Source organism: Streptomyces sp. HUAS TT7 (assembly GCF_051550175.1).
GTDB lineage: Bacteria > Actinomycetota > Actinomycetes > Streptomycetales > Streptomycetaceae > Streptomyces.
On sequence record NZ_CP196177.1, the window covers coordinates 16,828 to 30,005 of the forward strand.

The window sequence follows — 13,178 nt, forward strand, 5'->3', positions numbered from 1 at the left end:
CGCTGCACGCCGCGGATCGTGATCCCTTAACGGGGCCTGGCCGGCCCCGACGCAGAAATACTCGGAACCCAGGGAGAACCATGTCGGACCTGCACACACTGCTCCTGGAGCAGATTCGAGAGAGGGATGCACGCGTGCGTGATGCGCTGGCAGCCTCTCAAGCTGACTCTTCAGGCGGCCCTCCTCCTGAAGACGGCTCCAACGACAACATGCCGGATGCTGCGGGCGACGTGACCAGCCCGGAGGAGACCGAGCACGGCCGTGACTGGAGGGGCAGCACACCGGTGCCCCGTGCCCGTAGCGGTTCGGCCATGAGGCGTCAGCTTGTCGCCACGGCCGCGCTCGCCGGACTCGGAGCGATGTCGGCCAGCATGGTGGTGGCTGTGGCCAACCTGAGCGTCCAGGCACTGACCTGGCTGGTGGTCCCGGTTGCTGTGGCTGCCCTTGTCCGTCATCAAGGAGGCCAGTTCGCTCGGGGGGACACCACGGGCTGGCAGCCCCGCGGCAGTGTGAACTGCTGACGCTGGCCCGCTGCGCTCCACTTCCTTACCCAGGCAGCGGGTCTGAGGGACACCGCGGGGAACGACCGTTGGGAGGTCGCCTACCTGATCACCGCTCAGCCAGGTCCTGGTGGCTGAGTCGGCATGCACCGGCCCTGCCCGGGGCGTGCGCACGACCGCTAAGGGGGGTTGTCGTGCGCGCCCGACTGTGAGCAGGCGATCAGCGAGGACCGGTGGGCATCAACGCAACATGTGGGGGTTGGCAGCAGGCCGACGGCCCCGGTCCTTCACAGCGGGCACGCTCCTGTACGGCGTGACCTGCGAACTGTGCTGGTGGGTGACGAGTACGGGGAGTTGTCACCCACCAGCACGGCCAAAACCACGTTCCGCAGCGGCAGTCTGTGACGGAAGGAGACCCGTGATGCCGGAGATACCTTCGACTGTGCGAGCCCGGCCGGCCTCACCAGGGGTCGGCCTTTTGTTGTCCTGCGTCTCCCCGCCGATGACCTCGCAAGACCGGTTCCATCTTGGCGAGGGACAGGCTGCGCCACCGCCGCCCTCACACACACCGTCTGACGGCGCCTCATCGGACGGGCCGCGACGGGCCGTCGCGATACCGGGTGCGTATGTGCCGCGAGAGCCAGGTGCCGACACCGAGGACGAGAGCAGAGGCGAGACTGCCGAGGAGCTCGGGCAGAGCGCTGGTGAACAAGTCCATCAGGCTGCTACCTGAAACTGGTGCGCGGTCGCGGCGCGTTCGGTGTGCCGTTCTCCGAGACGCTTGAGTTTGCGGCGTACTCGTTCCCCGTACGCTGAGGGCCGCCCGGTGGCGAGCGCAGCCCTCGCCCAGCTATCCCCGTGCGCCGCCCAGTGATAGGCGACCGCGGCTTCTTCGGGAGTTAGGCCGCGCAGCACAGTCGTCAGTCGACTGTCGCCCAGCTCGGCCCGCAGTACCTCGCTCTCCGGTGTGCCCCGTTCGGCGAGCAGGTCTTGCACTGTCAGAGTGGCGGTCAGGGGCTGGCTGATCAACACAGTCCGCTTGCCGCGCACTTTGCGTTCCCACAGTGGCTGCAGTGCCTGGTGCTCGGCGTCCGCATGCCGACGTAGCAGGGCCTGGATATGGGGATCGGTGGCGGTCCCTCGGCCGAGTACGGCCACCCAGTCGCCCAACAGCGCCGCCTCCACTGCCGTGCGCCAACGCTCCGGATGTGCAAGACCCAGCCAGTTCCGGCTGAACCGATCAACGGCCTCAACATCCCCTTCAATAGCGGCGTTACGGGCAGCTAGTGCGGCTCCAAGCGCGGCACGGACCGGCCAGACCGGACAACGGTGCGCAGCCTCAGCCAGATCAAGCAGAGCGCCGCCGAGCCCCTCCGCATAGGCCCGCAACAGGCCTGCTGACGGCAGCAGGTAGCCCCCGCGGAGAGACCCCAGCTCTGCCCTCAAGTCGCTCAGTCTTGTCCTGTTCTGCGCCAGCTGTACCTCCGCCCGCGCCAGTTTTGTCTTCAACCGCACCAGCTCAGCCTCTGCCTCCGCAATTCGTGTGTCTGCCTGCGCCAGCCGTGTCTTTGCCCGGGTCACTGCAGCCTCTAGCTGCGCTGCCGCCCCTTGGAAGCGCACGAACGACTCCTCTGCTGCTGCGAGTGCTGCCTCCAGCTGTTTGTGCAGCGTCACCGAGTCTTCGTAGACCACGTAGGTGCCGATCCAGACCAGTGCATCGGCCAGGTACACAACCAGGGGATTGTCTTGCGATCCGCAGAGCTCGGCTGCGCGGCCCGCACAGAGCCTTGGCAGGGCGGCCAGAAACTTTTCTCGTGGCGCCGTGCCCGGGGTGGCGAAGGACCTCAGCAAAGGTGCAGGGGCAGGAGCACAGACAAGACAGGTGCCCGCAGGCCGCAGAGTGATCATTGGAATCCTTCAGTTAGCCGGTCTCTCCACTTAGGCCCGGGCCGGTGCCCAACCGGCAATAAATCCCGCAAGCTTTCCTGTGACCTCAATCACCCGGTGCCGTCAAGGAGTTATAGCTCTGGCGTGCTGTCTGCATGTCGCCGTCTGGGTGCCGCATCCCCGAAAGGACGACGGCCCGTACGAGACCATGTCGGTTCGTACGGGCCGTGCGGGATGTCCGCAAACAGCATCCCGCTGCGCGGGGCTGATCGGTCAGCGCCAGTGCTGCGCCAGCTTGTCGATCCGCTTGCGCAGCCGCTCGTCCTCTTCGTACAGCGCGATCATCGCCCGGATGCGGGCGGTGGTGTCGATGCCGTCCTCGACCGCGGCCAGCTTCAGCATCTTCTTCTGCGCCTCGGTCGTCGTCAGGTTGATCCGGGCGCTGTAGAACACTGCCTTCTCCTGCTCGGCCGGAGGCGGCGTCCGGCGAGCCGGCGGACCGGACGCTGCCGTCTTGCGGGGCGGACGCGCCGGGCCGGCAGACGCCTCGCCGCCCGTGTCGGTCGCTGCCACAGGGGCGGCAGGCTTCTTAGCCGGGCTCTTCTTGACGGTCACCTTCTTCGCCGGGGCGGCCTTCTTCGCCGGGGCCTTCTTGGCACCCCGGTTCAGGAAACGCGCCGCAGCGGCTTCAGCTTTGGCTTTGCGCCGCCCTGCGGGAGTGTCCTCGTCAGGGGCAGCGTCGGGGGCGGTGGCTTCTTCCATGAGGTCACCCAATCTTCGTGCTGATCTCGTCGAACAGGTCGATTCCGAAGCGGCGCAACGGGCCGCGTGAACGGTGCAGATAGTTGTCGGCGACCAAGTCGGACAAGTCGAGCTCGGTCTTCAGCAGTGGCACGCCCATGCCCGCAAGGGCGATCCGGCCGGTGTCAGTGAGGAGCGTCTTCCGCGCGCAGGTGAGCACCCCGTTGAACGGCTTGCCCGCCTCCCTTACCGCGGCGAGCGTCGCCGGGACACTGTCCTGGTCGGCGGGGCGGGCGGGGCAGGCCAGCAGCACGAAGTCGGCGGCCTCAATCGCCGCCTTGGCGATGGCCAGCGCGCCGGGCGGCGGACCGTCGATGACGACCAGGTCGCGGTGGCTGGTGGCGCTCGCGATCCGGTCGGACAGCTGCTTCGCCGACGGCATACCGGTCACCGCCATGCGCAGCGGTCGCCCCTCCTCCTCGGCACCCAGCGACCAGCGGGTCAGACCGCCCATCGGGTCGGTGTCGATGGCCTCGACATCCAGGCCGGCCTCCGCGGCGGCTTCTGCCAGGGCCAGGCTGACCGTGGTCTTGCACGCACCGCCCTTGAACATCGCCACTGCAATTTTGAATGCCATAGCGGCAGGTTAGAGCATGCGCACATGCGCAGACGCCCATGGCACAGGATCCATGGGCATCCGGGCATGTTGGCGAAGGGGTCGGTCGCCTCGGTTCATGCCCGGCCGGTGAGATCACGGATGGTTGCAGTGCCGGAACGAACGACGTAGAAGCCGCTGTCGGCAGGGGTTTCCTCCGACTCTGTTTTTAGAGTTTCGATGTCCACCGAGGCTGGCCAGCGGGTGTTGTGTTCTGACCAACGGACGCCGGACAGGTCGATACCGTCGAGGTTGGCCTCGCGCAGATCAGCGACGGTGAAGTCGTGGATCAGAGACTGGGCTTCCTCTGCCGATGTGATCCGGATCCTGACACCAAGGAACCGCATTACTTCTCGTTCAACGGCATTCAGGCAGTTGCCGACCAGGGCCCTGGCAGTCCCGGCTGCGGTGGCAAGTTCACTGTGCAGGGGCTGATCGCCCGTAGGTTCTGCCCCCTGAACAACCCCGTTGGCGTAGGACAGGAGACTCAGGACGTTCCGCAGGTGCACCTCCCGCACGTCCTTGTACATGGCGTCGATGTTGAACCGCCACTCCACAGCGGCGTCTGCCAAGAGGAGCAGGGCCGATGTCAGCTGCGCGAGTGCCCGATCAATCTTGGGTCCTGTGCGGACTTGTCCATGCGCGAAGAGGGCAGTCAGCTCCCGCAGCGAGCTGCGGCACAGTGTCAGGTCCTGACGCCGCGACTGGCCTTCGCCCTGGGAAAGGGACAAGGTGAAGACAAATAGTGCCTCCAACTGGGGCGTGAGGCTATAGCTGACTGCGGGGTCGTGTGATCGGAGAGAGATACGTTCCAGGGCTTCGATGTGATCAGCATGTGCCTGGCCTACGGACGCGGCCCGCACGGCATCACGAACCCCCGCCGCGCCCCGCATCCGCATGCGGTCTTGGGGGCTGATCCCATGCGCGGAACGGCCGAGAAAGCGATTCAGCTGGTGCCCTTCACCTGCGTGCATGAGGCCCATGGCCGAGGTGTCGATAGTGACTGGCTGTTCCGGCGGGTTGTGTACGGGCTTCACGATGTCGGCCAGGCCGGCTTCTTCGTTGAGCAGATCGCCTAGGCCCTCAATGCGTGCCTCGTGGTCCGACTGCAGCAGGATCTCTCGAAGCCCGGCCTCGATGTCCAAGGCCTCGTCAAGGCTCGTCTGAGACCGGTTCAACCAGGTGTCGAAAGCATCTGCTGTCACTGGTGCTCCCCGTTCTGCTCAAGGTGCCGTGTGGCGGCCCGCCGCGCCTTTTTGAGGCTGCTGCGGACTGCCTCGGGGGACATGCCGAGTTCGGCGGCTATCTCGGTCGGGGTGTAGCCGCTCAAGGTCCACGCCAGCACCTGGTACTGGCGCGGAGGAAGAGCTTGGAGGACACGTAGCGTGCTCTGCCCGGTTTCCCATGCGGTGAGCGCGTCCGGGCGCGGTACGAGTGAGCTGGGTTCGGGCACAGTGTCCGTGGGGTCCTCGACGGCCCGGGAGATGTGCCGTACCAGCGCCCGGGACGCGACCCTATGGACCCAGGCCCGCGGCTGCTCGATCTCTACCCACCTGCGGTACGCCCGGCTCATCGTCTCCTGTGCGATATCGGCGGCCAGGTGCACATTGGACCCCTGGTTGACCAGGAACTGGATGAGAGGGCGCATCGTGGCGCGGTAGAAGGCGGAGAACTCCTCGTCGACAGCGAGGCGCCTGAGGGTGTCGCTGGACGCTCCCTGGACAGCCGAGGGGGTGAGGCGGCCGCCGTCGGCTGGGTTGGGTTCGCTCATGCTCCGGTGTCCTCTCCCCTGGTGGTTTCCGCGGTACGGAGGCGGATCCGCACACGTCGGCCGTCGCCCTGGTGGTCATCGACCTCCAGGCAGACTCCCCGATTGTCGGCGGATAACCGGGCCAGATACACCTGCTGCGCCTGCTCGGTACGGGCGCGCCAGCGAAGCCGCAGCCACAGCCCGAACACTGCACTCACCTTGGCGGTCACGATCGAGACGACCGTGATGACGATGGCCGGGTCCATGTTTCCTTCCCTGTCGGATGGTTGAGCCCGCCAGGGGCTCTTGTGAAGGAGGAGCCTGGAGGACCCGCGTCCGTGAACCCACACCTTCAAGATTTTTCCGGGTGGGTGCGGGCGGTCTTGTCCTGTAGGAAGGAGAGACTGACTTATGCCAGCTCAGTACAGGCGCATATGCGCACTCGAACGAGCCGGAGTGAGGGCGCTCTGTTTGCGGTGGGATACATAATGTGCCGGGACGACACCCCTCGTCGCGCTGGGCTGGGCAGGCAGGATTTTGCAGGCGCAGGCGTGCCTTTTGGAAGGTCACCGGAGGCACGTCTGCGTCTGTAGTTGCCCGATGTGGCAGCAGGCAGGATCACTGTCCGCTGATCAAAGGCGTCGCGCGAATCACGCGCGCGTCGTTGCCCCCATCGAGACGTCGGACTTCATCCGGGGCAGGATGTCTAGCTCCGGCAACAGGTCGACCTCCGTTCGGCGTACGTAGCTGCCGGTGTAGGTAACCCTTTGAGCCTCTGGGTACAGGTTTCGGTGCGGAGGCGGCATCCGGTAGAGGAAGCGTGCGGTTACCCGAACCCACGCTTCGGTCCAGACAGGCTGTGTGCGGGCTGGTACTTCACATGCGGCAAGAAAGGCCTCCATCTGTTGCCGAGAAGAGGGCAGGCTCTGCCGCTTGATGATCCGGGAAATGCTGCTCAGTGCCAGCCACCTGGATCCGCCGGCACGGCGCTGCATCTCCCGAAGACTGGGTGCTCCGTTCTGTTCGTAGAGATTGACAAGGGCTAGGCCCAGCTCGGCCTGGGAGGCAATGAGGTGCGGACGGGGCGGCGTGCCGAGCATGCGCCCGCGTTCTCCTATACGTGCACGACGCCATAGATCCCGGCCGCCGATCTGTGCTGACTCGTCGCCGCCACAGGCCTGGATGATGGCCTCGACGGTCTCCCTGCTCGGGATGACCTTGCCCGACGCCGCCCGTTTGAGAGTCGCTGGAGACAGGTTCGTCAAGGTGGAGAGGCGAGCGTAGGTGAAGCCCGCTGAGTAGCGGTGCATGCGCAGATAAGTCGCCAGTCGCCCGCGTGCGGGCACGGTCTCGTCGACAGGCTGTTCACGGCGTCCCATCTGGGGCCCCTACTTCCCCAGATGGACAAGAAGCTGAGCGAGACCAGCTGCCAGCCTGCGTCCTCCGCTCGCCGTCGTCAGGACTGCCACACCGATCGCACCACAGCCCCCGAGGAGCTGGAAGACCTCTGCGGCGGGCATGCCGGAAAGTGCGAGGGCGCTCCCCATGGCGGGGAACGCGATGACGGGGGTCACCTGAGCGAAGGTGAGGCGCACTGCGGGCTGTTGAGCAGCCTCATGACGGACGGAGGGCTCGGCGGAACGCTGCGGAGCCCGGGAGTTCTGCTTGGTCAAAACCACCCCTGGTTGAGGAGGCCGACGCCCGGTGAGGGCGTCGGCACACTGGATCGGCTACTGGCTGCAACTTGCTTGCCCATGAGGGGAATTGGCGTTCCCACCCGCAGGTGCCGTCTAGTTTGGCAGCTCATCGGAGCACAGGGTTCGCATGGAGGGTCTTCCACCCGCTTTTGGTCCATCGGTGTTCCGAGCTGCCGGCGGGAAGCACGGCTTGATTCAGGACGGGGCTCTGCCCGGTCGGGAGTCGAGGGCGATGCCTCGTGTCTCTGTGCCTGGGGTGCTGGCTGTGCTTGCACGGCAACACCTCTGAAACTCCGAAGCCGAGTTGCGTGGAGCGGGCGCCTGTCGCCAGGACTCGGCTGGAACCCCTGAGCGTCCTAGGGGCCCGGCCATTAGGACGAATATTTTCAGCCACCATGGCTACTAAAAGGCGCCTGTTGGTTCAGGTTCGTACACCTCGACCTTGCGTAGGTGCCCTCCGTTGCCGAAGCTGAAGCCGGCGGATTGGTCAGGCCACCCGCCCCCCTGACGGCTACTGGCTGCAAAACCGCTGCTGCACAGGGACTTCGACAGAACCCGTGTTGGCGCACGGTCTGTCTGCTGGGGCGACACCTTCAGGTAGGTGTCGCCCCACACCTTTTACAGATCAGAGCCCGCGTATGTGTGCATATGCTCATGGCTGTACTCGGCTGGACAGAGCCGGGCCGTAAGCTCCCAGGCGTGCACCTTGCTCTCTTCGATCTCGACAACACCCTGATCGACCGCCAGTGGGCGCTGACGGAATGGGCGACTGGCTTCTGCCGTGACCAGAACCTCGACCGGGGAGCCGAGCAGCATCTCGTTGCCGCACTGCGAGAGCGGGCCTACCCGACGACTTTCGAGCGGTTGCGCCAGGAACTCGGCCTCGAAGCATCGGCTGCGCAGCTCTGGGATGGCTACGTCACTGGCATCGCCACCGGAGTGCACCGCCGCCCGGACGTCCTTGAGGGCCTGGAGCAGCTGCGCGCCGCCGGGTGGCGGCTGGGCATCCTCACCAACGGCGCCAGCGACATTCAGCGCGCCAAAATCGCCGCGGCCGGGCTCACCGAGGCGGTTGACGCCGTCGTGATCTCGGAGGAGATCGGCGCTCGTAAGCCGGAGAAGGACGCTTTCCAGGTCGCCGTCGCCCGGACTGGCGGCACTCCGTCGACGCGGTCCTGGATGATTGGCGACAACCCGGCTGGGGACATTGGCGGCGCCCACCAGGCCGGGCTACGCACCATCTGGCTGCGCGGACGGCCGTGGCCCGTCGGCCTGGATGCGCCGCACCACACCGTCGACACGGTCACTGCGGCCATCACCCGGCTGCTGGCGGAAGGATCCCGGTGACCACGATCGGTCTCCTGCACCCGGGAGCTATGGGCGCTGCTGTCGGCAGCCAACTGGTCCGCGCCGGACACCGGGTGCTGTGGTACCCCGTCGGCCGCTCGAAGGCGACCGCAGATCGCGCTGCTGCGGCCGGACTGACGGCGGTCGGCGACCTTGCGGAGTTCATGGGCGAAGCGGACGTCGTGTTGAGCATCTGCCCGCCGGCCGTCGCTGAAGACCTCGCCCGCACCGCGCCGGGGTATGCAGGGACCTGGGTCGAAGCGAACGCGATCACGCCGGAACGGACGCGCCGCATCGCCGACTTGCTCCCCGCGTCCACTGTGATTGACGCCGGGATCGTCGGTTCCCCACCGCTTGGTGGCAAGCAGCCGACCTTGTACCTCTCCGGGCCGTACCGCACGGGCGTGGTGGCCGGTCTCTTCGCTGGGACGGACGTCCACACTCACGTCCTGGGTGAGCGGATCGGGCAGGCGAGCGCGCTGAAGCTGTCGTACAGCGCGTACCAGAAGGCGAGCCGCGTCCTGGCCGCCGTCTCCTACGGCCTGGCCCTCGACCAGGGCGTCGACCAGGAGCTGCTCACCGTCGCGGGCAGGCGGCCCGGCTCGTACCTGACGGAGACCGGCTACATCCCGAAGACGGCGGCGAGGGCCTGGAGGTGGGGCCCGGAACTGACCGAGGCCGCCGACATGCTCCAGGAGGCTGGGCTGCCGGACGACATGCTGCGCGCCGCAGCCGCCATCCTGGACCGCTGGGCCGTCGCGAAGGATGACCGCGGCCTCACGGTGGACCAGGCCGTGGACCTGCTGAAGAAGCCCGGCGACTGAGGCGACATCACAGACTTACAGCGTGGCTTCAGAACGCCACTACCTGGGCAAACAGGGGGCCACCCCACAGATATCTGTGAGGTGGCCTGTGAGAGCTGTTGGACCGGCTAGCCCCGCCGCAGAGCCTGGAGGTCCCTCAGCGTCAGCTCGTTCGTCCCCCGATCCGCCGTGGAGCTTTCCATCCAGGCGAGGATCCCGGGGTCGGCCTGGTCATACGGGGTGCCGGCGGTCGTGTTTTCTCCGTCGGTGGCGGCGACCTGGGAGAGGTAGGCGGCGAGGGCGTGCGGACCGCCGCCGCCGTAGCCGATGTTGTAGCCGGAGCTGTGATGCTGTGGAACGAGCGACAGCACTCCCTTCTCCGTTCGGACCCAGAAGACGCCGTAGTCGACGATGAACCGGCTGACCCTGTCGCCGGGGAGTAGGGCGAGAGGAGCGAACGTCTCGTACGTCCACTGATCGGTGCCCCCATCACCCACGTGCTTGAAGTGCTCGCCGACGACGGGCAGCCCGAACACCGGGTCGTAGAAAGGTCGTCGGCACACGCAGCCCGACCCAGCAACGGCCGATGGGCTGTCCTTGTCCTCCTTCACGCACGGATCGAACAGGGCCGGGATCTTGGTTGGCTCCACGAGCACGCAGTGCAGCGCGTTGGGCTGACAGCGCTCCAGCCGGTCCAGCCACTCCCGGGCGTACGGGGACTCCTTCCGGATGGTCACCTCGCCGTTCCGTGAGGCGGAGGCGATGCCCAGGCTCTGGTCGGTGTAGACGACGAAGTGCAGATACCCCTTCGTCGGGTCGGTCAGGTTCAGGTCACCCTGTAGATCGGTCAACTCGGCACTCCCCGATGGATGTTGGGCGCGGTGGCCTCGGCACCCTCGACACTGCACCACTAGAACGCACCAGGCCAGAGCGCCTCTGGACGGACAGCAGAAGGCCGTGCTTCCCGTGAGAAACACGGCCCGATCGCCAGAGAGCTATGCGGGGTCAGCCCCGGGGGCCGAGGACAATCGGACACGGTCGGCGATCACGGTGGGAGAGTAGGCGCCGGTCTGCACGGTCATGTCCCACACCTGATCCGGGTGAGCATTGACGTCATCCTGCGTCGCCTGCCACGCCGTGATCCGGGCCTCGGTGTCCGAGTCACCGCGCCCGACTGACCGCGCCTTGGTCTCCTCCTGGGTGCACCACAGCAGCACAGTCGTCCACCGCGCCGAGTATGCCTCGATCACCGCGCGCACCCCCTCGATCTGTCCCAGGTGCAGCACCGGGATGAGGTCGGCGGCGACCATCTCGTCCAGGCCGGGCCGGTCCACCACGTACGTGTTGCCGTACCTCGCGTTGGCGTAGATGACGTCGCCTGCGGCCTGGAGCGCGGCCAGCTGCTCAGCGCTGCCCATCCGGTAGCCCGAGGTCTTCCCGCTGCCGACCTTGAGGCGCTGGAAGAGGGCGTAGCGGGGATCCTGCTCCATCAAGGCCTGGGTGACGGTGTCTTTTCCGGCGGCGGGCGGGCCGTACAGGATCACGGCGGTGGGCAGCTGCGTCATGCGTACATCCTTCCGAGGGCCAACTTCGCCTGGTCAGTGAGGGAGACGGCGCTCCCGAGCCGGTTGTCGACGACGAAGTGGTCCACCTTGGGCGCGAACTCGGGATCGACGCCCTTGATGTACTCGTCCCAGTTGGCGAGCTTCCAGGCATCCCGCGCGGCGCTGCGGACGGTGATGTACTCCCGCATCGAGTCCGGGTCGCACTTCACCCAGATCACAGCAACCTCGGCTCCGTAGGCCCGGCACTTGTTGACGAGGCGCTGCATCCAGGCAGGGTCGTTGAACTCCCGCAGGAACGGCGCGTCCAGCACAGTGCTGATGCCGGCCCGGACATTCTCGAACGCCGACTCCATCAAGCACTGGTACTCCGAATCCCGGGCCTTCTCCAGGTACAGCGGCGTGTGCCGGTCGTGCGGATCCCCGCCGTGCGCCACCAGGAGCGCCTCCACCAGAGGCCGGGTGAGGCTGTCCTTGTCGAGGCGCGGCCAGCCCGTCACATACGAGATGAACCCCGAGAGCTCAGACTTCCCCGACCCTGCGTACCCGCCAACCAGCAACAAGTGCGGACGATGAGGATCGCCGCCGGTGTGCCGCCGGCGCCACGCATCGAGGATCCGATGCCGCAGCCCGTGCTGGTCGACTTCTCCGGCAGCATCGATCTGGAGCAGAGCGGACTCCACGGCCTGGACGTGAGCGCCGGTCACCATGTCGAGCTGCGGAGTCAACTGGGCGATCTGCTGCTGAGGCTGCTGTTCCTCGTGCGGCAGCCTGTGCCGGAACCCCAAGTCCCAGGGCGTCGCGTTGTACAGCAGGCAGTAGGCCCGCTGATACCGCGGATCCGGGTAGGCCTTGCGGGTCTCGTGATTGAAGAGCGTCTGGAAGTTCGCCTGGATCGCAGGACGGATCCGCACGGTCTCCGCGATCTTTCGGAGCTCCTCACCCGCGGCTTCCAGGGTTAGTCCGTGTGCCTCGCGGCATGCCCGCAGCTTGCGGGGCTCCCACCCCGGATGCTCTTTCCCCGCCACGCTGTTCCCGCCGATCGTCTCCATGTCCCGGAGGCTAGGACCGCCTGGCGGGACGCCGGTATCACTGCCGAGTTGAAGAGCGAATTGAAAACGCCCCCTGAGCTGCACGAATGCAGCCCTGTGAACCTCACGATAGCCACCGAGTACGTCGCCTCGGTAAGCAATTGGATGAGCCAGACCCTGACGTTTGCCGGCGCACGTGCTGCGTAGCTCCCCGGAACGTCGCCCCTACACGCCTTTTCAACTCGCGGTATCAGCCGGATGAAGACCGGGTTGAAGCAGAACGGATGTGCTTCGTGATACTTCGGAGCTCCGCTTCCGGGTTGGCTTACCCCACCGATCAGCGCAGATCTGGAGGGGGAGCCAAGAGCATGCCGTCAGGCGTCGAACTCGTAGTCCAGGACGTACACCGAGGCGTCCAGCACCATCTCATTGACCTCGATGACACGTCGCTCAGCGGTCCAAGCGGTGCGTACGAGCTGGATCACCCGCTCACCTTCGGGCAGCCCCAGATGGCTGGCCTCCTCGATGGAGGGCTTGCGTACACGGAGCTCTTCGCGGAAGTGGACCGGCGTGTGACCGAGCTCAGCGAGCCGGGCATAGGTGCCGCCGGGGCCCGTGTCGGGCTGGGTAATGGCCGAACCATCGACGACGGCCTGAGGCAGGTACGAACGGGAGACCAGCACCGGTCGGTCGGCAACGACGAAGCGCCGGGACCGAAGGCAGGCGGATTCGTCCTCCCCCAGCTCCAGAGCATCCGCGATGTGTTGTGGCGCGGTGACCTCTTCGACACGGAGCTGATCGACTACCAGCTCGCGGGTCTCATCCGTCGACCAGATCGAGGCTCCCGAACCCCAGCGCTCCTTCGAGAGTCGCTGGATGCCGTGCCGACGGATCGGGGCGAACGGTTGGCAGACATAGACGCCAGCGCCCCACCTCGATTCGATGATTCGGTCGTTCTTGAGACCGTCAAGGGCACGGCGGATGGTCATCGGCGATGCTTCGAACTCAGCCGCGAGAGCAGTCTCCGAAGGCAGCTGGTCACCGGGTTGGTACTGACCAGCGTCGATGGCGGCACGGAGTCCTTCGAGGATCTCCTTGTACTTGGGGGGCTTCTTGCCCGGCATCGTCACCTCTTCGTCCCGACTTCGCTTACGAACCCTACGGCTTCCCTAGGGGAGTGGCCAGTTGTCCCAGGACCAGGACAG

15 protein-coding genes are annotated in these 13,178 nt (G+C 66.4%); 3 read left to right on the plus strand and 12 right to left on the minus strand.

What is annotated here, in order from left to right:
- The first annotated feature begins 80 nt into the window (after positions 1–80).
- Complete coding sequence (locus ACSHXC_RS42620) at positions 81–521, plus strand: hypothetical protein (RefSeq protein ID WP_438297697.1); 441 nt, start codon at positions 81–83, stop codon at positions 519–521.
- A 562-nt stretch (positions 522–1,083) separates the two neighbouring features.
- Here ACSHXC_RS42620 and ACSHXC_RS42625 read toward each other — a convergent pair.
- The 8 genes from ACSHXC_RS42625 to ACSHXC_RS42660 form a co-directional block, all read right to left on the minus strand.
- Positions 1,084–1,218: a hypothetical protein gene (locus ACSHXC_RS42625; protein ID WP_438297699.1), complete on the minus strand. Its 135-nt coding sequence runs from the start codon at positions 1,216–1,218 to the stop codon at positions 1,084–1,086.
- Positions 1,218–2,408 carry a hypothetical protein gene (locus ACSHXC_RS42630; protein WP_438297700.1) on the minus strand — a complete coding sequence of 397 codons (1,191 nt, stop codon included), beginning with the start codon at positions 2,406–2,408 and terminating at the stop codon, positions 1,218–1,220. The genes ACSHXC_RS42625 and ACSHXC_RS42630 overlap by 1 nt, the downstream gene beginning before the upstream one ends.
- A gap of 252 nt (positions 2,409–2,660) precedes the next feature.
- Entirely contained in the window at positions 2,661–3,149 is a 489-nt protein-coding gene (locus ACSHXC_RS42635; protein WP_438297701.1) for a hypothetical protein, read from the minus strand.
- 4 nt (positions 3,150–3,153) lie between these two features.
- On the minus strand, positions 3,154–3,765 hold the full coding sequence (locus ACSHXC_RS42640; RefSeq protein ID WP_438297702.1) for an AAA family ATPase: 612 nt from the start codon (positions 3,763–3,765) through the stop codon (positions 3,154–3,156).
- Positions 3,766–3,860: 95 nt separating this feature from the next.
- Positions 3,861–4,988, minus strand: coding sequence for a hypothetical protein (locus tag ACSHXC_RS42645; RefSeq protein WP_438297704.1), 1,128 nt, complete (start codon positions 4,986–4,988; stop codon positions 3,861–3,863).
- Entirely contained in the window at positions 4,985–5,554 is a 570-nt protein-coding gene (locus ACSHXC_RS42650) for an RNA polymerase sigma factor (protein ID WP_438297706.1), read from the minus strand. Before ACSHXC_RS42650 ends, ACSHXC_RS42645 begins: the two co-directional genes overlap by 4 nt.
- Entirely contained in the window at positions 5,551–5,799 is a 249-nt protein-coding gene (locus ACSHXC_RS42655; RefSeq protein WP_438297707.1) for a hypothetical protein, read from the minus strand. Before ACSHXC_RS42655 ends, ACSHXC_RS42650 begins: the two co-directional genes overlap by 4 nt.
- Before the next feature lie 384 nt (positions 5,800–6,183).
- Entirely contained in the window at positions 6,184–6,912 is a 729-nt protein-coding gene (locus ACSHXC_RS42660) for a helix-turn-helix domain-containing protein (RefSeq protein ID WP_438297708.1), read from the minus strand.
- 1,017 nt (positions 6,913–7,929) lie between these two features.
- On the opposite strand from ACSHXC_RS42660, the gene ACSHXC_RS42665 reads away from it, so the two are divergent.
- Together ACSHXC_RS42665 and ACSHXC_RS42670 are read left to right on the plus strand one after the other, a co-directional pair.
- Positions 7,930–8,577 (plus strand): HAD family hydrolase, encoded by a 648-nt coding sequence (locus ACSHXC_RS42665; RefSeq protein WP_438297709.1) that lies wholly within the window; start codon positions 7,930–7,932, stop codon positions 8,575–8,577.
- Entirely contained in the window at positions 8,574–9,401 is an 828-nt protein-coding gene (locus ACSHXC_RS42670) for a DUF1932 domain-containing protein (RefSeq protein WP_438297711.1), read from the plus strand. Before ACSHXC_RS42665 ends, ACSHXC_RS42670 begins: the two co-directional genes overlap by 4 nt.
- A gap of 107 nt (positions 9,402–9,508) precedes the next feature.
- Here ACSHXC_RS42670 and ACSHXC_RS42675 read toward each other — a convergent pair whose 3' ends face one another.
- From ACSHXC_RS42675 to ACSHXC_RS42690, 4 genes are all read right to left on the minus strand, one after another.
- A complete protein-coding gene (locus tag ACSHXC_RS42675) occupies positions 9,509–10,231 on the minus strand; it encodes a hypothetical protein (RefSeq protein ID WP_438297712.1) in 723 nt (240 codons plus the stop codon).
- A gap of 144 nt (positions 10,232–10,375) precedes the next feature.
- Entirely contained in the window at positions 10,376–10,945 is a 570-nt protein-coding gene (locus tag ACSHXC_RS42680) for an AAA family ATPase (protein ID WP_438297714.1), read from the minus strand.
- Complete coding sequence (locus tag ACSHXC_RS42685) at positions 10,942–11,994, minus strand: AAA family ATPase (protein WP_438297716.1); 1,053 nt, start codon at positions 11,992–11,994, stop codon at positions 10,942–10,944. Before ACSHXC_RS42685 ends, ACSHXC_RS42680 begins: the two co-directional genes overlap by 4 nt.
- A 353-nt stretch (positions 11,995–12,347) precedes the next feature.
- The gene (locus ACSHXC_RS42690) at positions 12,348–13,097 is read right to left on the minus strand and encodes a GntR family transcriptional regulator (protein WP_438297717.1); all 750 of its coding nucleotides are present in this window, start codon (positions 13,095–13,097) and stop codon (positions 12,348–12,350) included.
- Between the last annotated feature and the right edge of the window lie 81 nt (positions 13,098–13,178).